Here is an 18,585-nt window from a genome sequence, read left to right as displayed (position 1 = left end):
TTCAGCCATCCGCTGATTTGCTGTGCGACAGTATCCTCACGACATGGAACTGACCGTGTTGGGCAACACTGTGCGTCACGCAATCGATCATGTCGAGGTCTTCCCGGCACCCGAGAACATTTCGACGGTCACGTTCACGAACGATGAACTGAACTCGATGTGCCCGGTCACCGAGCAGCCCGACCTCTCGACGGTGGTGATCGATTACGTGCCCGGTGAGTGGTGCGTCGAATCAAAGAGTCTCAAGCTCTATCTCTGGGGGTTCCGTGATCGTGCGGTCTTTGCCGAGGCCCTCGCTGCCGAGATCGCGGGTGAGATCATGTTGACGGCCAAGCCGGAGCGGGTCACGGTGACGCTGACTCAGCGGCCCCGTGGTGGCATTGAGGTCAAGGCAGTCAGCGAACTGACTGCCTGAGGGAGCTACTGCTCTTCGTACGGTTGGCCAAGTGCGGCCGGCACGTGAGCGCCCCGGCCGACGCTGGCAACCACAAGCAGCGTGACCAAGAACGGTGCCATCTCGAGGAATTCACTCGGAATGCCGGTGTTGAGGAAAGCAAACTTCAGTGCCAGCGCATCGGCGAAACCGAACACCAACGCGGCCATGAGTGCGCCGACGGGGTGGTGCCGGCCGACAAGCACCACGGCAAGGGCGATGAACCCGCGACCATTGGTGATGTTTTCGTTGAATCGCCCGACGTCGGCGGTCCACCATGATCCACCGAAGCCAGCGACCGCTCCGGCGATGGTGACGTTGATGTAGCGCCGTCGCAGCACGTTGACGCCGAGCGTGCCTGCAGCCTTCGGATGCTCACCGACCGCCCGCGTGCGCAGGCCCCACTTCGTCTTGAACAGCATCCACGTGGTGATGGCCACCAGCGCAAGAGCGGCGTAGACGTAGAAGGTCTGCTCGAACAGGATCGGTCCGATGATTGGAATACTGCTCAGCCCCGGGATCTCCCATTCGGCAATCGTGCCCGTGCCGTTGAGCTGGGGATTCCTCGTGAGCACCCGAGAATCGAGGAACGATGTCAGCCCCAACACGAAGAAGTTGATTGCGAACCCGACGATCACCTGATCGACATGGAAGCGGATGGCGAGCCAAGCGAGCACCAATGCGAGCACGGCGCTGACTGCCATTGCAGCCAGGATGCCGATCCAAATGTTGGTCGCTGATCCGACGAGTGCGGACGTGAAGGCGCCAGCAAGCAGCAGCCCTTCGATCGCAATGTTGATGATGCCGGAACGTTCGCAGAGGATGCCGGCGAGCGCACCGAGCACGAGCGGCGTCGCTGCCTTGAGAGCATCGTGGAGCGTGCCGGTGAGTGAAAATTGGCGGCCTGCAGCTGCCCAGGCCATCAGCGTGACAATGAAAAGGATCGTGGCCGCTGCGAGGAGTGCGTTCTGCAGCTTGGCGGTGCCGCGGGAGATCTGCACGCCACCGAGCGCGGCCAAGACAACGGCGCAGATCCAAGCGAGCGGGATGCCGGGCAGGCCGATCGACGAGTCGCCGCCGAGTGTGAACGTGGAGGTGCCGCCATCACCGCGGACGAAAATGGCGAGCGCAATACCGGCTGCAACGAAGTAGCCAATACCCAGATTCCGGGCACGCTTCTTCTGCTCGGGCGTGCGGCTCAACGACTCGAGCATCCCCAGGTAGGCGTCGTTGCCGGGTGTCGGGGAATCGGTCACGCTCATGCGCCCCACCCCCCGAAGCTCGGGCCAGAGTCGGCGGCCTCGGCACTGAAACGGAAGATTGCCTTCATGAGTAATGGAGCAGCGATGAATAACACGATGAGGGCTCGAAGAATCAGCACCAGGTCAATCGGTACGCCGGTGTCGACCTGCATTTTCTGACCACCTGCTTGCAGCGCTCCGAAGAGGAATGCTGCAAGCACGGTGCCGGTCGGTGTCGACCGGCCCAACAAGGCCACGGCGATGGCGTCGAATCCAATGTCACCAGCAAAGCCTTGTGTTGCTCGGCCTTGGGTTCCCAAGACCTCGCTTGCGCCAGCCAATCCGGCGAAGCCACCGGCGATCGCGAACGAGGTGATGATCAACATGCCCGGTTTCATGCCTGCGTATCGAGCCGCATGGGAGTTGGCGCCTTGCGCCCGGATCTCGAAACCGAGGGTGGTTCGCTCAAGCAGCCACCAGAAGAATGCGGCGGCAGAGAGGGCGATGAGGAAGCCGATGTGTGCGCGCAACTCGGGTCGATCGAGGAATCCGAAGAGTCGAGGCAGCTGACCTTCGGGTGTCACCAGCTTGGAGATCGGGTCGTTGCGACCTTCGCGGCCGAACATGTCGGTCTTCAGCAGCCAGAGCACGAGCGAACCCGCGATGAAGTTGAGCATGATCGTGGCGATCACCTCGTGGACGCCCGCCCGGGCCTTGAGGAGGCCGGGGATGATCCCCCAGGCCATGCCCATGACCATGCCGGCCAGGACGCCGAGTGGGATCTGGATGAAACCGGGACCGTCCATCGAGAACCCGACGTAGACGGCGCCCATGCCGCCCATCAACATTTGACCGGTACCACCGATGTTGAAGAGTCCGGCGCGGAAGGTAATGGCGACAGCGAGACCGGCGAGGAGGAGCGGCGTCGTGGCCACGATGGTTTCGTTGATCGGGCGCCACCCGTTGAAGGCGCCGTTTGGCAATGCGAGGTACGCATCCTTGATCGTGGTCAAGATGCCGCCGACGTCACCCTCGCGGAGCTTGTCGATGTCGGACAGAGCGATGACGAACACGCCGATCACCAGTGCGCTGAAGAAGGCGAGGAGCGGGAGCACCACGGCGTTGGTGGTATCGATACGGGCCAAGACTCGACGAATCACGCCCTCTGACTCGTCATGGTCGCTGCCGTTGGAAGAATCGATCGCAGTATCGGTCATGCCATCTTCTCCGTCTCGGTCTTGACTGGCTGTTCCTTCGCTCCGGCCATGTACAGGCCGATGTCGTTGTGCTCGGTCTCGTCACGCCGCAGATTGGCGACGATGCGGCCGCGGAACATCACGATGATGCGGTCGGAGAGCGCCATGACCTCATCCAACTCGGTCGAGACGACGAGGACCGCAGCCCCCTCGTCACGGGCTTTGACGACTTGGGCATGGATGTACTCGATCGAACCGACGTCGACGCCCCGTGTGGGTTGTGATGCAATGACGAGTTGGAGGTCTCGGCTCAGTTCGCGAGCAACGATCACCTTTTGCTGGTTGCCGCCAGAGAGGGTGCCCGCCGGCGTCTGGATCGACGGAGTCCGAACGTCGTATTGCTCGACCAGGTCAGCAGCAACGGTGCGGGCCTTGGGCCAGTCCATCTTGATGCCCGTGCTGAATTCGTCGTCGTGGTAGCGGGTCAGCACCATGTTCTCGGCAACACTGAAATCGCCGACCAGTCCGGCGCGCTGGCGATCTTCGGGAATATGCGCGACTCCGGCGCTGTGTACTTCCCGTGGGGTCGCATGGGTGATGTCGTCGCCGCCGAGGTGGATTGAGCCGGTGATGACGTCGCGGAGGCCGGTGAGCGCTTCGACGAGTTCGGTTTGCCCGTTGCCCTGGACGCCGGCAACGCCCACAATCTCTCCGGCGTGAACGTCGAAGCTGACGTGGTCGACGAGCGTGCGCCCGGTGGGATCGACCACGTGCATCTGGTCGACGGACAAGATCGCTTCGCCCGGCTGGGGTGGAGCCTTGTCGACCACCAACTGGACTGGACGGCCGACCATCAATTCGGCGAGGCCGACTTCGTCGATCTCGGCCGGATCGGCCTCGCCGACGGTCTTTCCGCGACGCAGCACGCTGATGCGGTCAGCGACTTTCAGGGCCTCGGTGAGTTTGTGTGTGATGAACACAATGCCCCGACCGGATGCCTTCAGCGACTCGACGATGTTGAAAAACTCTTCGATTTCCTGTGGCGTGAGGACTGCCGTTGGTTCGTCGAACACCACGATTTCGGCGTCGCGGAACAACACCTTCAAGATCTCGACGCGCTGCTGAATTCCGACGGGCAGTGATTCGATCAGCGCCTCCGGATCGAGGTGGAGGCCGTACTTGGCGGAGATTTCCTCGACTTGGGCATTCGCCTTCGCTGTGTTGAGTTTGCCGAACGGCCCAGTCGTCGGCTCAACGCCGAGAACGACGTTCTCTGCAACGGTGAAGACCGGAACGAGCATGAAGTGCTGATGGACCATGCCGATGCCTGCTGCGATCGCATCGCCGGACGTCTCGAACGTGACGGGATTGCCGTCGATGAAGATTTGGCCTTCGTCGGCGTGGTGCAGGCCGTACATGATGTTCATCAACGTTGACTTGCCGGCCCCGTTTTCTCCGACGAGGGCGTGCACCTCACCGGTCTTGATCGTGAGGTTGACGTCGTCGTTGGCGATGACGCCAGGGAACCGTTTGGTGATGCCTCGCAGTTCCAACTCCATTGGCGGTGACTGTAGTCGTGATTGGCGGCTGCTGGAAAACGAAAAGCGGGGAGCCCCGAAAGGCTCCCCGCTTCATTCAGTTGTTCAGCTCATCAAGCTGACAATCAGTATTGGTTTGATCAGACGACCGCAATGTTGCCGGCGATGATCTCGACCTTGAGTGCCTCGATCTCGTCCTTCAACTCCTGCGGAATGTCGTCTTCCTGCTCGTGGTACGGGGCCAGGCCAACACCGTCGTTCTCGAGCGTGCCGACGTACGCGCCGCCGCCTTCGCCGTTGACAACGACTTGCTCGGTTGCAGCGAAGACTGCTTCGTCAATCTTCTTTAGGACCGATGTGAGGTACACAGCTGCCTCGTTCGGGTTGCTGACGGTGAGGTCGTTGTCGACGCCGATGATGCGGATGCCCTCGTTCTCAGTGGCGTATGCCGACGAGCCCAGGCCGACCGGTCCGGCGACCGGGAAGATGATGTCCGCACCTTCGTCGGCGAAGCTCGACGCGAGCGCCTTGCCATCGTCGAGGTTCTCGAAGTTGCCGGCGAACGAGCCGTCTTGCGCCTCGACGTCCCAACCGAGCACTTCGACTTCGGCGCCCTTCTGCTCGTTGTAGTACGTCACGCCGTTGGCGAAGCCATCCATGAAGATGGTGACCGGCGGGATGTTGATGCCGCCGTATGTGGCGACCTTGCCCGTGGCGGTCATGCCGGCAGCGAGGTACCCAGCGAGGAAGGACGGCTCAGCAGTGCTGAAGTTGAGCGTCAGAACGTTCGGGATGGCCTCTTCGTAGCCGACATCGATGATCGCGAACTGCTGGTCCGGATTGGCTGCAGCAGCGGCCGCCGTGGCGTCGCCGAGCAGGAAGCCGACCGTGACGATGAGCGAGCAGTCTTTCTCGATGAAGCTCTGGATGTTCGTTTCGTAGTCGGCATCGGAGGCCGACTCGAGCACTTCAGCCGTCAGGCCGAACTCTGCGGCGGCGCGCTCGGCACCTTCGAAGGCGATCTGGTTGAAGCCCTTGTCGTCGACTCCGCCGACGTCGGTGACTTCGCAAATGGAACCGCCGTCATCCTCGGCAGGAGCCTCGGTTTCGGCAGGAGCCTCGGTTTCGGCAGGAGCCGCGGTGTCGGTGCTGGCGTCGTCGTCGCTACCACAGGCGGCGAGCCCGAGGGCTCCCACTGTGGCTACAGCGAGCAGTTTTTTACACTTGATCATGTTCTCCCCTTGAAGTTGTTTGACGTCGTGACCGTCAGGTGTTCACGTGGCCACTGAGGATAGCCGGGAGACTGAGGTTGGAAGCCGACCTGGGTCACATCAATGCCACTGGGGCACGCCTTTGGCAGATCGCCAAGAGCGGGGCGCGAGGGCTGCCCTGGTCGTTTGCGTTGCTGCCCCTATCCTTGCGTTCGTCATGAGTCAGTCCGCCAACCAGCCCGCGCTGAGTCCTCAGCTGCTGCTTCGGCGGGTGATGGTGCTTGTCGTTCTTCTCGTCGTCGGGTACAGCGGGGTGAAGGCAATGGCCGAATATTTCGGTGGTGACGACGATGTCGTGGCTAGCACCGGGCAGGGTGCGGGTGAATCCTCATCTACTACCGATGTGTCCACAACTGCGCCGACGCCCGCCGATGTTGCTCCAGCTAATGATCCGGTCGAGATCTCGACGCTGATCATTGATGCGCCAGAAGATGTGGTCGAGAACACTGGCCCGCCGTCTCCGGACAACAAGGCCAAGGTCTACATCGTTGGGGACAGTGATGCCGGCACGTTCGGTCCGTACCTCCAACAACTCGTCGATGGCACTGAGGTCGCCGAGACGGCGCTGAACTACAAGGTGTCGTCAGGGCTCGCGCGGCCGGACTTTTACAACTGGCCGGAGGAGCTCGCACAGGCGATCCCGGAGGTTGATCCAGACATCGTCGTTGCGACGTTTGGTGGCAACGACTCTCAAGGCTTGTCGGCCTTCCAGGATGAGTTGCAGTTCGTCGTTGGTGATCCGCTCGACAATGAAGTGGAGTGGATCGAGGAATACACCAAGCGGGCGGGTGACGTGATGGACCTTTTACTCGAAGAGGGCCGGACCGTGATCTGGGTCGGTATTCCCAATGATGACAATCCAGACGTCACCGCCAAACTTGCGATTCAGGATCGCGCGGCCAAAGCGGCTGCCGAGGCCCGACCCGATGTGATCTTCATCGACACCTGGGCTCGTTTCTCCGGACGCGACGGCAACTGGGCCGAGTTCGTCATCGACCCACGCGATGGCGAAGGCAAAGACGTGCGCGCCGATGATGGCTTCCATCTCAATGTCAACGGCGCCGAGATCCTCGCCCTTGACATTGCCCAGGCCATCCGTGATGACCTCCGCGCCCGCGGTGCAAGCATCTAGCCGCTATTGCTGTTTCCCGCGCTGCTGGATTTTTTCTCTGCGCGCTGCGACTTTTTCGGGAGTGAATTGGACGCGGGACCATGCCCGTCCATCTCGTGCTTCAGATTCCCAGGCGTCGTCGTCGGTTGCGATGGCGTCGTAGGTTGACCGGATCTGGCGGACGCCGTCTTGTTCGTTCCCACAGATGTCCAGAGCAATCGATCGGGTAAACGGCAGCAGCTCGGCATGCGGCACGACATGGTTAACGAGACCGAACGCCAGAGCTTCCTCGGCGAGCATGAAGTTGCCGGTGAAGCTCATCTCGCGGGCGCGGCGCACGCCGATCGCCTGCGGGAGCAACACGGTCAGCCCCCAGCCGGGCATCACGCCGACTCGGGAGTGTGTATCGCCGAACTTCGCGTGCTCACTGGCGATGAGGAAGTCGCAGTTCAAGGCGAGCTCGAAGCCACCAGTGATCGCCACGCCGTTGATCGCACCGATCAACGGCTTGCTGAGGCGAGGAAACGGTCCGCGCTCGCTGCTTGATGATGAGCCCAAATTTCCACCCGTGGACCCCAACTCTTTCAGGTCAAGGCCGGCGCAGAATGCTGGGTCGGCACCGGTCAGGATGATCACGTCAACGTTGTCATCGCTTTCTGCCTGGGCGATGAGTGCAGGCAGCCGGCGCAGCACGTCGCTCGACAGGGCGTTGCGCGCCTCAGGGCGGTTCAGTGTGACTGTTGCGATCCGCTCCGTCACGTCGTAGAGCACAGTGTCGTCGGCCATCCCTGCAGTGTCGCACCATTGGCGCCGAGCCGGGTCAGTCGGGGTCGGGAAGAAAGTCGAGACTGAGGTCGCCGAGCTTCACGAGCGTCGAGGCAATCCATCCGCCGAGCGCACCGAAGTGCTCATCGAGGAGCGAGTTGGTGCCGTCGGCCACGGTCGCTTCGGCAAGTTCGTACAGTCCTTCGTAGGTGATCTCGATGGCATGTTCGGACCTTGCCTCGCCAATGTTCGGCGGGTCGTCGGCCGGATCCGGATGGGCGACTTCCGCGGTCATCCCGGCGCGTTCGAGTCGGTCGTCGCCGATGAGCGGGCTCATCTCGGGAACAGTGCTGTAGATCACTGCCGGATCTGCCGGGTCCGTCAGCTGCTGTACCCGTAACACGATCTCGATCTCGATCGCCGGGCGACGTTCGAGTACCTCTTCGAGGTACCAGTGGCGGTAGGCCGCTTGGCTCCACGCGGGCCACTCGAACGTGATGTGGGCGACGACCCGCGGTGGCTCACCTTCGCCGGGCAGGCCGTAGCTCGTCTCCCAGGTCAGATCCCCGGAGAGCACGTCGGACTGAAAATGCTCTTCGAACGCTTGCCGCTCCAGAAAGGCCGACTCGAAGGCATCGCGGAGCGCGCTGATCGCATCGGTGAAGACGTGGTCAAGCATGCGCCCGAGGCTACGGCGTCGAGCCAGGGAGCCGAGACGACGATTGGTCTCGGCTCTCGATACCCGCGGGCGCGACGCCGGAATGGCATGATCGCACGATGTCCCTCGTACTCACCGATATTGCCGATGGCGTCGCCACGTTGACGCTCAACAACCCTGATGAACGCAACACGATGACCCACCCGATGGTCGAGCAGATCATTGCGGCCATGGATCGTTTCGAAGCTGACGAGAATGTGGGGGCCGTTGTGGTGACGGGTACCCCGCCTGCCTTCTGCGCGGGTGCCAACTTGGGAAATCTTGCTGAGGCAACGGGCGAAAGCCTCGGAGTGATCTACGAAGGGTTTCTGCGGATCGCTCGCTCGCCACTGCCGACACTCGCTGCTGTGAACGGTGCAGCGGTCGGAGCGGGAATGAACCTCGCGCTCGGCTGCGACGTTCGAATCATGAGCGACCGCGCCAAGCTTGACACCCGCTTCCTGCAGCTCGGCATTCACCCGGGCGGCGGCCACACCTGGATGTTCCGACGTATTGCCGGCCCGCAGGCAGCGATGGCTGCGGTGATCTTTGGTCAGGTGCTCGACGGCAAGGAGGCTGAGCGTGTGGGCCTGGCCTACAAGTCGGTGCCGGCCGACGATCTCCTTGAGGTGGCCCACGAGTTTGCGGCGAAGGCTGCGATGGCGCCACGGCAGCTCTCCATCGAGGCGAAGCAGACCATCCTCGACATGGCAGACGTCGACAATCATCCTGATGCGGTGGCGCGTGAGCTGCGGCCGCAGTTGTGGAGCACCAAGCAGCCCTGGTTCGCCGAACGCCTGGCGGCCCTGCAATCGAAGATCTCCCGTCGCTGAGAGCGCCGCCCCGGCTCAGGCGCACGTCAAGCCAATTCGCGCAGAATCGTTACACGGATTCCCTGTTCAGCGGTTCATGAGTTCGGCTACCGTGAAGAGTGCAAGCAACCGAAACCATCGCGGCAGAGTCCGCAAAGCAGGAGGTAGCCAATGAGCCAACGCAACCGGGATCGTGATGTTCCGATGCAAGTGAAGCAGGAGGTTCGAGCGCACGCTCATTCTGAGCGGCATCGAATTCACGTGGAATTGCAGTCAGCTGCGAAGGACATCTCCGGCGGGATCGACCCCGCCGACGTGCACGAGCCCGGTGAGGCGTGGAAGCCGATGCACCACCACGATGCCGAGGTGGCCAAGAGCAAGCAGGCCAAACGGTCCGCGACCAAGCGGCACTGGAAGACGAAGATGTGGAAGCGGCGAACGCAGTTGCGTCTCGACCGAACTGCGGCCCTGCGGGCAGCGCGCGAGAACTCCGGCCTCGTCACCTACTGATTTCGACGAAGTTGCGGTCCCTTGGCTCTTAGAGCCAGGCGGCCGCGATTTCCTCGCGCCGGATCGTCCATTCCTCGATGGTCATGGCGTACCGGATGTGGTCTTCCCACACACCGTTGATTTCGAGATAGCGAAGGGCAACCCCTTCGTCGCGGATGTCGAGTTTCTCCATCACGCGGCGACTGTTCGTGTTGCGCGGCACGATGCAGATTTCCACGCGATGGAGGCCCAACTGTTCGAAAGCGAACTGCATCAGGAGTCCGACACCTTCAGCAACGTAGGCCTGCCCGGCGTGATGCCGGTCGATCCAGTAGCCGATGGTCCCTGACTGCATGGCGCCACGGACGACGTTGTTCAGATTGACCTCGCCGGCGACGCGCTGATCGATGAAGAGGCCGAACTGGTAGGCAACACCGTTGACCCGATCGCGATCGCGTTGGACGCAGCGCGAGGTGAATGCTGACCGATCGGTGGTGGGGTCAGGGAGCGTGGGTTGGCGACGCGGTTCCCAGACCGTGAGCCAGTCCGCGTTGCGGGCCCGCACTTCGCTCCACGCCCGGAAGTCGGACGCGGCCAATGGGCGCATGGTGATGCGTTTGCCGGCAAGCCGAATTGGTGAATTCGATCGCGACGGGTGCCTCAGCGCCACGGACTCACGCTCCTCAGGAGTTGACCATGGTCGTGCCCGACGTCATGGTGGAGTGTTGATGAGTCGTTCACAGTCAGCCCGCGTTGATGGCAATCTCGCCAAGATCTAATCGTCGCATGATCGCCAGCACGATGCACAACACGCCGATGAGCGTGTCGACATGTTCAGCTTCGAGGCCGGGGTTGGCGAGCCGCGCGTGCCTCGGCTCGGCGACCAGTGTCCGAAAAACCTCGTCGGCGTCGGCTCGCTGCATGGTGTAGCCGGCTGGCACGTTCGTGTGGCCGATCTCCACGTGGGCCAGAGCCTCAGCGTGGTGCCCGATCGCCATGACCGACGGTGTTGCCAGCACCGTCGGTGCCGCAACGATGATGTCGTCGAAGTAGTCGTGCACGAAGCCGAGCGCGTTGGTGAGCTCGGCAGGGCGTGGTGGGTCACGCTGGAGCTCGTTGTCGCACAAGGTGACCGGTCCGAGCGGAATCTCCCACATGCCGCCGCCCGTCATCGCGATGTCGACGCGATGGTCAGCAATGGCGACGGTCAGCCCACCGAGGTCCGGGTTCTCGGCGGCTACGGCACTCACGCGGTCCCCTCGTCGATGAGAGCGACGACCGGTGCGGGTGGAACTAACCCATCAAGGACGTTGTGATCATCGCCCAGGTGCGCAAGCGTCCACCGGCCGACAGCGTCATCGCCACCTGCGAGGAGGTGCGCGACATGGGCGTGGAGGCACTTGACGCCCTGGCGGGTTCCGCCCACGCCGCCGGACGGGCGCGGGCCGACATGGTTGGCTGGGATCGCAGCGTCGCGTTCCGCGCCGTAGGCGTGATGCGTCATCGTGATGTCTGCAGGGTCGATCTCGCGCTCGGCTGAACGCACGCCGCCAGCCGCCTCGATGCGACTGACCGCTCGCACCAAATCGGGTCCGACGAGGTAATAGCGAGTCGGCATCGGCGTGCCATCGTCGAGGAAGGGCGCGTTGCGGAGCACGACGGGGTCGCCGGACCCATCACGGACGACGACGTCGAAGGCGCTCTGCGGTGGTCGGCCGATCAGTTCCTCGACACGACTGCGATCGTCCATCAGCTCCGTCGGCGACGAAGGAAGAACAGAATGATCAACAACGCCGCAATCGCTGGTGCGGCACGTTTGGCGATGGACGAGCCACCCATCTCCATCAGGTCGATGGCTTCTGCAGCGGGTCCGTCGATCTTGCGGACGGTGGGTTCGGTGCTCTCGGTCGTCGCACCCTCGCTGACCGCGGTCTCCGCTGGCGCGGTCTCTTCAGGCTCGGGGGCGGCGTTGGCGGTGTCGTCGATGCCGTCGGCGTCGATCATCTCGTTGAGGTTCTGGGCGAACTGATCGATCAGCTTGGTGCTGACGTCACCGAGGATGCCGCGCCCGAACTGAGCGATCTTTCCGGTGATGTGGAGGTCGGTGGTGACCACGACCTTGGTGCTGGTCGGCGACAGGCTCTCCGCAGCAGCGGAGATGTCGGCCGAGGCATTGCCTCGGCCCTTGGTGTCGCGGCCCTTGCCGTTGAGTTTGCACGTGTAGTTCTCGTCGTCGCGCTCGACGAAATAGGCGTCGCCCTTGAACTCGGTTGCGATGGCGCCGAGTTTGACCTTGACGTTGCCCGTGTAGACCTCGCCGTCATCGGTCTGGCGAATCTCGGTCAGCTGCGCGCCGGGTAGGCACGGGGCGATGCGCTCGACGTCGGTGATGATCGGCCATGCTTCGTCGATGGGTCGATTGACGGTGAACTCGTTGATCAGTTGTTCTGCCATCGGTGCAGATCCTCCACGGTGTCGATGTCGGCTGGTGAACCCGGGCAGGGTACTTCAACAACGAGGTCGGGACGCTGACGCATCAGAACTCGAGCGCCTTCGTCGCCGCTCGCCGAGAGAAGTCCCCACACAGATGCGTGGAGCTTGACCGGGTTGCTGCGTCGGCCATCGTACGTTGCGACCGTGATGGGCCCTAACCCCTGGGCAACTTGTTGCCAGGCAATGACGTCGATGAACGGCTGATCGGCCAGCCCGACGACGATGGCGTCGGCACCGAGCGCAGCGGCGCTGGTGACCGCCACCTGCACCGAGGTGGCTTGGCCGGCGGCCCAGTCAGGGTTGTGGCGCACCGTGACTCTGTCGTCATCAAGGAGTCGGGCAAGGGCGGGATCAGCCCGCAACGCCGCTTCATCGAGCGCTCCGATGATGATCAACACGGGGCCGAGGCTGGCGTCGAGTGCCCGGGTCAGTGCCTGTTCGAGGATGGTCGGGCCGGTTGCTGTGAGTCGGGCAAGCAACTTGTGCTCGATTTCTTTGAACCGATTTCCCGCACCGGCGGCCAGCAAGACCACGACAACATTGCCGGTTGTCGCGCCTGGTGACACCGCACTTTCTTCACTCACGACCCCAGTGTCGCACGATTGATCCCGGTGTTCTTCATGTCGGTTCGATGACAAGATTTTGTCAAAAGGGGTTGAGTGTGTCGGTTTGATGACGATATGTTACTGATTCGTCACGACGAGTCGACGTTCCACACGACCTCTTTCGCCTATGACTTTCTTCTCCCCTCACACCTTCTTGCGCGCGCTTGGCACCAGTACCGCTGCAGTTATTGCAGTCGTCGCCTTCGCCGGAACTGCATCGGCGCAGCAGCCCGAGCTGGCGGTCAACGCCCTCGCCGCTGAGATCACGACCGAAGCCGACCTCGCTGTCGAGGCCTACGACGTCTACATCGAGTCCGAAGGCCTGGTGGACTACGTGATGTACGCCAAGCATCGCATCGCCACTGCCCGGCTGGCGGCCCGCCAGCTTGGCTACGACGAATTCCTCATGATCGATGCATGGTCTGATGCCAGCCTCGATCACCAACGTGCGGTGCTCGCGGCGATGACCCAGATTGGTGTTCCGTATCGCTCCCATGCGAGCGTCGAGGACGAGGGCTTCGACTGCTCCGGTCTCACTTCGTACGCCTGGCAAGCATCCGGCGTTGAGCTGAATCGCATCAGTGGTGACCAGATTCGCGCAGCAACAAGAGTCGACCGCGACGAAGCGTCAGCTGGCGACCTCGTGCACTACCCCGGTCACGTCATGATGTACCTCGGTGTCGGTGATGCTGTGGTGCACTCGGTGAACACTGGTCGAACGGTCGAGATCGACACGATCTCCAAGACTCGTGTCAGCCGGGTCACCTTCGGCAACCCAATCGACTGACCTTCTGCACCGCACGGGGCCGGGGTGCTGGTCGGTGCGATCCGTCAGTGAATATCGCCGGAGCTGTCTCGCAAGCTCGGCACATGGCGCCCAGTGCGGCGCGCGATGATCTCGGCGCAAATGCTGACAGCGGTCTCCTCTGGTGTTCGTGCGCCGAGGTCGAGACCAATCGGTGACATCAGGCGTTCTGCGTCGCCAGAGGTGACGCCGACGGCAGTGAGACGCTCCATCCGTTTCGCATGGGTCGTACGGCTACCCATCACGCCGATATAGCCGACTCGAGTGGCCAGCGCGCCTTGGACGGCGGGAACGTCGAACTTTGGGTCGTGCGTGAGGATGCAGACCGCATCGCGCGGACCGAGCTCGCTCCCCAGTTCCTCGAAGACTGGCGACGGCCAGGTGACCTTGACCTCGTCGGCCATCGGGAAGCGGCGTCGCGTCGCGAAGACTTCGCGGGCATCGCACACGGTGACGCGGTATCCCAGCACTTTCGCCACGCGCGCGAGCGCAGCGGTGAAATCGACCGCGCCGAAGATCCACATCTGGGGAGGTGGTGCATGGGACTCGATAAAGACTCGCACGGTCGGTTGGTCAATGAGATCCTCTGGAGTGATCTGGCCTTCCGGGCCGTAACTCCGAACGCCGGACCGTGCGGCCTCGAGTTCCGCGACGGCATCTCGTGCGACGACGCGATCGAGTTCTGAATGACCGAGCGAGCCGATGGGCGCTGTGGTGGGTTGCACGAGCAGCTTCGCGCCAACGTGTGGTCCCTCGATCACCGTGGCAAGCGCAACCGGTGACTCGGAGCGCAGCAGCGCCTCGTATTGCTCGAAGATCGACGGCTCGGTCACCAGTTGAGTTCCTCGATGAAGAGATGAATGGTGCCGCCGCACGTGAGACCGACGGCAAACGCCTCGTCATCTGAGTAACCGAACGTTGTGATGCCTGCCGACTCGGTGCCGTCAAGAATCGCAAGTGCCTGACCGACGACAGCGCCTTCGACACAACCGCCACTCACGCTGCCAGCGACCTCGCCCGACTCGGTGACGGCCATTGCGGCGCCCGGATCGCGAGGACCTGAGCCCTCGATGTCGACGACTCGCGCAACGGCGATGCGCTCGCCGGCTGCACGCCAGCGATTGATGTCTTCCAGGAGATCTTTCACAACGGTTCCCTCATCTGCTGATCACGTGGGCGAGTTCCTGCATGGCGTGGATGGAATGTCCTTCCACGAAGTCGTCAACATACGGCAGGGCTGCGGCCATTCCCCGAGCGAGTGGGGCGTACCCTGGCGTGACCTTGAGCGGGTTGACCCACACCAGCCGATGCGTCACCCGCTGCAGCCGCTGCATTTGGGTCGCAAGCTCGTCGGGATCGCCTCGGTCCCAGCCATCGGATAGGACGACGACGATCGAATTTCGGGCGAGCCCGCGCACTCCCCATTCATCGTTGAACTGGCGGAGCCCGACCCCGAGCTTCGTCCCGCCACTCCAATCGAGTACTCGCTGGCCAGCGTCGTGCAGCGCGACATCTGGGTCACGGCTGTTCAACTCCCGCGTGATCCGAGTGAGGCGAGTCCCGAGGGCGAACGCTTCGACTTTCTGGCGGCCGGCGACAGCGGCGTGCACAAATCGCAGCAGCGCTCGCGCGTACGGTTCCATCGAGCCGCTGACATCGAGGACGAGGACGAGGCGGCGCAGTCGCTCGGTTGGCGCTTTGAAGTGACGCTCGATTGGCTCGCCTCCGGCCTTGATCGACGCCCGAACCGTGCGCCGGATGTCGGGACGGCTCGTCGCTCGTTTCGCCGGTCCGAGTCGCAGCGAGCGTCTCGGCGAGCCAACGAGTCGCAGGCTCGACATCATCTCCTGAGCGAGAACGAGTTCGTCGGGGGAGTAGTCAGCGAAGTCCTTGTTGCGCAGAATCTCGGTGGTCGAGAATCGCAACTCAATGGTCTCGTCGTCGTCGCCCTCAGCGGCGTCCGGCCCGTCGTCGGCGCCGTCGTCATCATCGCTGTCGATTGCGATCGTGATTGTCGCCGGATCCTCTGGCTCGTCGTCGATGACGTTGCTGCGCCGGTGCTCGAAGAACACGGCGAAGGCTCGGTCATAGAGCGCGATGTCTTCGGGACGACGGATCAGGGTGGAGCGCCCGGACCAGTAGGCCGCGTCGCGGTCGTCGAGGCCGACCGCACAGAGTGCATCGGCGAATGTGTGCGTACAGCTCGTCGGGACCCGGAGGCCGGCGCCGCGCAGCACTCGGCTGAACGCGACAGCAATTTCGGCAGGGCCGGTCGACAACTCGATCGTGGCGCCCGGGATGTTCGACCGCATCAGATCGGCCCGACCGGGTGGGAGTAGCTCGGCCATCAGGCGTGGAGCAGGCCCTTTTCGATCGCCTGCTTGACGACTTCTCCGATGCCATGCTGCTCGACTCGCTGGTGATCCTCGCGGTACTTGAGGACGGCACCCAGCGTGTTGGCGACCATCGTGTTGTCGAGTTCCTTCGCGCCCAGTCGACCAAGTGCTGTGGCCCAGTCGATGGTCTCGGCGACGCCAGGCGGCTTGTAGAGGTTGAGCTCGCGGAGGCCTTCGACTGCCGCAGCGACTTGCTTGGCCAGGCCGTCTTCAATGCCCGGGACGCGCAGTTTGACGATCGCGACCTCGCGGTCAAACCCCGGGTGCTCGACCCAGTGGTACAGGCAGCGCCGCTTGAGAGCGTCGTGCACGTCGCGTGTGCGGTTGGACGTCAGTACCACGAGCGGGGGACGATCGGTCGAGAACACGCCCACTTCGGGGACGGTGACCTGGAAGTCGCTCAGGATCTCGAGCAAATATGCTTCGAACTCGTCGTCGGCCCGGTCGACCTCGTCGATGAGCAGGACGGGCGGCGGGCCCTCGGTCGGTTCGATCGCTCGAAGCAGAGCGCGCTTGATGAGAAATCGCTCACCGTAGAGCTCAGACTCGAGTGCATCAGCGGTCATCTGCTGCGATTCGCCGGTGGCCTCCGCTGCGCGCAGGTGCAGGAGTTGCTTCGCGTAGTCCCAGTCGTACACCGCCTGGGCGGCGTCGATGCCCTCGTAGCATTGCAGACGGATCAGCTCGCCTCCGGTCGCCGCAGCCAGGCTCTTGGCCAGCTCGGTCTTACCGACACCTGCTTCGCCTTCGAGGAGCAGCGGCCGCCGGAGCGTCATCGCCAGGAACACTGCGGTTGAGATGCCCTCATCGGGCAGGTACCCCTGCGCCGACAACGCGGTACTGACATCAACTGGGGTCACCATCCCGACGATACCCCAGTAGATCAGATCGTGGACCATCCAGATTCGCACCAAAAACCGGTCACGTTTTGGGGCGCAGCGGCCAGACTGCGGCATGTTCGACGTGCGGGTCTGGGCGCCGCTTGCCGAAACGGTTGAGGTCCAGGTGGCCGACGGCGACCGGATGCACCTTCGGCGCGAGGGCGACGAGTGGGTCGGCGTCGTTCCGCCGCTGAGTCGATATCAGCTTCTCGTCGATGGTGGCGCCGGGCTCGTTGACCCGATGGCGACACAGGTCTGGTTCAGCGAACATCACGAACGGTACGTGCCGGATGCCTGGGCCGTGGCGGCAGCGTGGCCGCCACCCCAACCCCAGCGTCGGACGACTCGACCCATCGTCGTTGCCGAGGCACACGCGCGCGGTATGACGATGGGTCTCAATCGTGACGATGCCGGCGCGCTCGCCACTGTGGCGACCGACTTTCCCCGTCTGGCCGAGCTTGGCATCTCGGTGCTCGAGCTCCTGCCGATGCACCAGTTCGATCCGGCGGAAGGCAATTACTGGGGATACATGCCGCTTGTGTTTGGGGCGGTGCACGGACAGTACGGCACCGCAGCGGACATGGCGGCCCTCGTGGCGACTGCACACGACCACGACATCGAGATCTGGGTCGACGTTGTCGTCAACCACACCACCGAAGAGGACGAGCACGGTCCGACGCTCAGCCTCCGAGGTCTTGCCGACGCCGACTATTACGCCCGCGGTTCGGACGGCGCCTACCTCAACGACGCTGGTTGCGGCAACATCATCGACGCAACCTCGCCGGCTGCGCGCCGTCTTGTGATGTCGGGTCTCGATCGACTCGCAGACCTCGGTATCGACGGGTTTCGCTTCGACCTGGCTGCTGTTTTGGCGCGCGATCCCAACTTCATTCGCGACATCGGCGACTGGGCGGAACGACGCAATGTGCGGCTGATCGCTGAGCCGTGGGATCTCCATCGGTATCTCCTCGGTCGCGAGTTTCCCGACGATCGGTGGGGACAGTGGAACGGCAAGTTCCGGGACGACATGCGGGGCTTCCTGCGCGGCGAGGATGGTCTGGTTCCGGCGCTGATACAGCGAGTGCAGGGCAGTCCCGACCTCTTCGACGCTCCGCTCAACTCGGTCAACTTCCTGACCGCGCACGACGGATTCACGCTGTACGACCTGGTTGCGTACGACCGCAAACACAACGATGCGAACGGCTGGAACGGCACCGATGGGACCGACGACAACCGATCGTGGAACTCGGGGTGGGAGGGCGACGTCGAGGTCCCTGCCGAAGTGATGGCGACACGTCGGCAGCAAATGCGTAATGCGATGGCGTTGTTGCTACTGAGTCATGGCACACCGATGTTCGTGCTCGGCGACGAATTCGGGCGTACCCAGGGCGGCAACAACAACCCCTACAACCAGGACAACAAAACATCGTGGGTCGACTGGGAGCGACGCAATGAATTTGTCGACCACGAGGACTTCGTCCGTCGGCTGATTCTGCTGCGGGCCCAGCACCCGGTGTTGTGGCAGGCCGAGTCGTGGGGGAGCGACGTCGAGTGGTTCGGCGCCGACGGGCCGCCTGACGTGGCATCGCACTCGCGTTCGCTGGCGTGGCACGTCGACGGTCTCTACGTGATGGCGAACATGTGGTGGGAGCCGCTCGAGTTTCAGGTCCAGGCGCCCGGCCCGTGGCAGGTTGCCGTTGACACCAGCCGCCCGGTCGGCTTCCTCGAGGACGGCGGCCCCGCCGGCGCCAGCGTCGAGGTCGCGGCCCGATCGATTGTCGTCCTCACCACTCGTCCGCAGCCTTCCCACGCTCCCGCCCCACCATCCTGACCATCCTGAAAAATGTGGGGT

General features: G+C 63.1%; 21 protein-coding genes. 6 read left to right on the top strand and 15 right to left on the bottom strand.

Features of this window, described 5'->3' with window-relative positions; genetic code table 11:
- Positions 1-43 precede the first annotated feature (43 nt).
- Positions 44-415 (top strand): preQ(1) synthase, encoded by a 372-nt coding sequence (gene queF, locus ACH2DW_RS00655; protein ID WP_394927773.1) that lies wholly within the window; start codon positions 44-46, stop codon positions 413-415.
- A 5-nt stretch (positions 416-420) separates the two neighbouring features.
- Here queF and ACH2DW_RS00650 read toward each other — a convergent pair whose 3' ends face one another.
- The 4 genes from ACH2DW_RS00650 to ACH2DW_RS00635 form a co-directional block, all read right to left on the bottom strand.
- The gene (locus ACH2DW_RS00650; protein WP_394927772.1) at positions 421-1,695 is read right to left on the bottom strand and encodes an ABC transporter permease; all 1,275 of its coding nucleotides are present in this window, start codon (positions 1,693-1,695) and stop codon (positions 421-423) included.
- The gene (locus tag ACH2DW_RS00645; protein ID WP_394927771.1) at positions 1,692-2,891 is read right to left on the bottom strand and encodes an ABC transporter permease; all 1,200 of its coding nucleotides are present in this window, start codon (positions 2,889-2,891) and stop codon (positions 1,692-1,694) included. Before ACH2DW_RS00645 ends, ACH2DW_RS00650 begins: the two co-directional genes overlap by 4 nt.
- On the bottom strand, positions 2,888-4,429 hold the full coding sequence (locus ACH2DW_RS00640) for an ABC transporter ATP-binding protein (RefSeq protein WP_394927770.1): 1,542 nt from the start codon (positions 4,427-4,429) through the stop codon (positions 2,888-2,890). Before ACH2DW_RS00640 ends, ACH2DW_RS00645 begins: the two co-directional genes overlap by 4 nt.
- Before the next feature lie 119 nt (positions 4,430-4,548).
- Positions 4,549-5,640, bottom strand: coding sequence for a BMP family protein (locus tag ACH2DW_RS00635; RefSeq protein ID WP_394927769.1), 1,092 nt, complete (start codon positions 5,638-5,640; stop codon positions 4,549-4,551).
- A gap of 196 nt (positions 5,641-5,836) precedes the next feature.
- Between ACH2DW_RS00635 and ACH2DW_RS00630 the strand changes: the two genes are divergently transcribed.
- Complete coding sequence (locus ACH2DW_RS00630) at positions 5,837-6,811, top strand: DUF459 domain-containing protein (protein ID WP_394927768.1); 975 nt, start codon at positions 5,837-5,839, stop codon at positions 6,809-6,811.
- Between the two features lie 3 nt (positions 6,812-6,814).
- Here the strand turns inward: ACH2DW_RS00630 and ACH2DW_RS00625 are convergent, their stop codons facing one another.
- Positions 6,815-7,576: an enoyl-CoA hydratase gene (locus tag ACH2DW_RS00625; RefSeq protein ID WP_394927767.1), complete on the bottom strand. Its 762-nt coding sequence runs from the start codon at positions 7,574-7,576 to the stop codon at positions 6,815-6,817.
- Positions 7,577-7,610: 34 nt separating this feature from the next.
- Positions 7,611-8,234, bottom strand: coding sequence for a hypothetical protein (locus ACH2DW_RS00620; protein WP_394927766.1), 624 nt, complete (start codon positions 8,232-8,234; stop codon positions 7,611-7,613).
- 98 nt (positions 8,235-8,332) lie between these two features.
- On the opposite strand from ACH2DW_RS00620, the gene ACH2DW_RS00615 reads away from it, so the two are divergent.
- Both ACH2DW_RS00615 and ACH2DW_RS00610 read left to right on the top strand, forming a co-directional pair.
- A complete protein-coding gene (locus ACH2DW_RS00615) occupies positions 8,333-9,085 on the top strand; it encodes an enoyl-CoA hydratase (RefSeq protein WP_394927765.1) in 753 nt (250 codons plus the stop codon).
- A gap of 240 nt (positions 9,086-9,325) precedes the next feature.
- Positions 9,326-9,574: a hypothetical protein gene (locus ACH2DW_RS00610; RefSeq protein ID WP_394927764.1), complete on the top strand. Its 249-nt coding sequence runs from the start codon at positions 9,326-9,328 to the stop codon at positions 9,572-9,574.
- A 28-nt stretch (positions 9,575-9,602) separates the two neighbouring features.
- Here the strand turns inward: ACH2DW_RS00610 and ACH2DW_RS00605 are convergent, their stop codons facing one another.
- The 5 genes from ACH2DW_RS00605 to ACH2DW_RS00585 form a co-directional block, all read right to left on the bottom strand.
- Positions 9,603-10,223, bottom strand: coding sequence for a GNAT family N-acetyltransferase (locus tag ACH2DW_RS00605; RefSeq protein ID WP_394927763.1), 621 nt, complete (start codon positions 10,221-10,223; stop codon positions 9,603-9,605).
- Positions 10,224-10,296: 73 nt separating this feature from the next.
- Positions 10,297-10,803: a hypothetical protein gene (locus ACH2DW_RS00600; protein WP_394927762.1), complete on the bottom strand. Its 507-nt coding sequence runs from the start codon at positions 10,801-10,803 to the stop codon at positions 10,297-10,299.
- The gene (locus tag ACH2DW_RS00595; RefSeq protein ID WP_394927761.1) at positions 10,800-11,303 is read right to left on the bottom strand and encodes a DUF501 domain-containing protein; all 504 of its coding nucleotides are present in this window, start codon (positions 11,301-11,303) and stop codon (positions 10,800-10,802) included. The genes ACH2DW_RS00600 and ACH2DW_RS00595 overlap by 4 nt, the downstream gene beginning before the upstream one ends.
- Positions 11,303-12,007 carry an SRPBCC family protein gene (locus ACH2DW_RS00590; RefSeq protein WP_394927760.1) on the bottom strand — a complete coding sequence of 235 codons (705 nt, stop codon included), beginning with the start codon at positions 12,005-12,007 and terminating at the stop codon, positions 11,303-11,305. Before ACH2DW_RS00590 ends, ACH2DW_RS00595 begins: the two co-directional genes overlap by 1 nt.
- Positions 11,992-12,630, bottom strand: coding sequence for an NTP transferase domain-containing protein (locus ACH2DW_RS00585; protein ID WP_394927759.1), 639 nt, complete (start codon positions 12,628-12,630; stop codon positions 11,992-11,994). The genes ACH2DW_RS00590 and ACH2DW_RS00585 overlap by 16 nt, the downstream gene beginning before the upstream one ends.
- 148 nt (positions 12,631-12,778) lie before the next feature.
- On the opposite strand from ACH2DW_RS00585, the gene ACH2DW_RS00580 reads away from it, so the two are divergent.
- The gene (locus ACH2DW_RS00580) at positions 12,779-13,438 is read left to right on the top strand and encodes a C40 family peptidase (protein WP_394927758.1); all 660 of its coding nucleotides are present in this window, start codon (positions 12,779-12,781) and stop codon (positions 13,436-13,438) included.
- A gap of 44 nt (positions 13,439-13,482) precedes the next feature.
- On the opposite strand, the gene ACH2DW_RS00575 is transcribed toward ACH2DW_RS00580, so the two are convergent.
- The 4 genes from ACH2DW_RS00575 to ACH2DW_RS00560 are packed head-to-tail and all read right to left on the bottom strand — an operon-like array spanning position 13,483 to position 16,715.
- Entirely contained in the window at positions 13,483-14,289 is an 807-nt protein-coding gene (locus ACH2DW_RS00575; RefSeq protein ID WP_394927757.1) for an XdhC family protein, read from the bottom strand.
- Entirely contained in the window at positions 14,286-14,603 is a 318-nt protein-coding gene (locus tag ACH2DW_RS00570; RefSeq protein WP_394927756.1) for an XdhC family protein, read from the bottom strand. Before ACH2DW_RS00570 ends, ACH2DW_RS00575 begins: the two co-directional genes overlap by 4 nt.
- 10 nt (positions 14,604-14,613) lie before the next feature.
- Positions 14,614-15,804 carry a VWA domain-containing protein gene (locus ACH2DW_RS00565; protein ID WP_394927755.1) on the bottom strand — a complete coding sequence of 397 codons (1,191 nt, stop codon included), beginning with the start codon at positions 15,802-15,804 and terminating at the stop codon, positions 14,614-14,616.
- Entirely contained in the window at positions 15,804-16,715 is a 912-nt protein-coding gene (locus ACH2DW_RS00560; RefSeq protein ID WP_394927820.1) for an AAA family ATPase, read from the bottom strand. Before ACH2DW_RS00560 ends, ACH2DW_RS00565 begins: the two co-directional genes overlap by 1 nt.
- Positions 16,716-16,806: 91 nt before the next feature.
- On the opposite strand from ACH2DW_RS00560, the gene ACH2DW_RS00555 reads away from it, so the two are divergent.
- Positions 16,807-18,564, top strand: a complete 1,758-nt coding sequence (locus tag ACH2DW_RS00555; protein ID WP_394927754.1) for an alpha-amylase family glycosyl hydrolase — start codon at positions 16,807-16,809, stop codon at positions 18,562-18,564.
- Positions 18,565-18,585: the final 21 nt, after the last annotated feature.

It is taken from the genome of uncultured Ilumatobacter sp. (assembly GCF_963980585.1).
GTDB lineage: Bacteria > Actinomycetota > Acidimicrobiia > Acidimicrobiales > Ilumatobacteraceae > Ilumatobacter_A.
This window is presented reverse-complemented; position numbering and strand designations above follow the sequence as displayed.

Coding starts and splice junctions, on each gene's coding strand:
- ACH2DW_RS00640 (WP_394927770.1), bottom strand. CDS start 4,429: ATGGAGTTGGAACTGCGAGGCATCACCAAACGGTTCCCTGGCGTCATC.
- ACH2DW_RS00645 (WP_394927771.1), bottom strand. CDS start 2,891: ATGACCGATACTGCGATCGATTCTTCCAACGGCAGCGACCATGACGAG.
- ACH2DW_RS00620 (WP_394927766.1), bottom strand. CDS start 8,234: ATGCTTGACCACGTCTTCACCGATGCGATCAGCGCGCTCCGCGATGCC.
- ACH2DW_RS00650 (WP_394927772.1), bottom strand. CDS start 1,695: ATGAGCGTGACCGATTCCCCGACACCCGGCAACGACGCCTACCTGGGG.
- ACH2DW_RS00565 (WP_394927755.1), bottom strand. CDS start 15,804: ATGGCCGAGCTACTCCCACCCGGTCGGGCCGATCTGATGCGGTCGAAC.
- ACH2DW_RS00615 (WP_394927765.1), top strand. CDS start 8,333: ATGTCCCTCGTACTCACCGATATTGCCGATGGCGTCGCCACGTTGACG.
- ACH2DW_RS00595 (WP_394927761.1), bottom strand. CDS start 11,303: ATGGACGATCGCAGTCGTGTCGAGGAACTGATCGGCCGACCACCGCAG.
- ACH2DW_RS00630 (WP_394927768.1), top strand. CDS start 5,837: ATGAGTCAGTCCGCCAACCAGCCCGCGCTGAGTCCTCAGCTGCTGCTT.
- ACH2DW_RS00555 (WP_394927754.1), top strand. CDS start 16,807: ATGTTCGACGTGCGGGTCTGGGCGCCGCTTGCCGAAACGGTTGAGGTC.
- ACH2DW_RS00625 (WP_394927767.1), bottom strand. CDS start 7,576: ATGGCCGACGACACTGTGCTCTACGACGTGACGGAGCGGATCGCAACA.
- ACH2DW_RS00635 (WP_394927769.1), bottom strand. CDS start 5,640: ATGATCAAGTGTAAAAAACTGCTCGCTGTAGCCACAGTGGGAGCCCTC.
- queF (WP_394927773.1), top strand. CDS start 44: ATGGAACTGACCGTGTTGGGCAACACTGTGCGTCACGCAATCGATCAT.
- ACH2DW_RS00560 (WP_394927820.1), bottom strand. CDS start 16,715: ATGGTGACCCCAGTTGATGTCAGTACCGCGTTGTCGGCGCAGGGGTAC.
- ACH2DW_RS00580 (WP_394927758.1), top strand. CDS start 12,779: ATGACTTTCTTCTCCCCTCACACCTTCTTGCGCGCGCTTGGCACCAGT.
- ACH2DW_RS00590 (WP_394927760.1), bottom strand. CDS start 12,007: ATGGCAGAACAACTGATCAACGAGTTCACCGTCAATCGACCCATCGAC.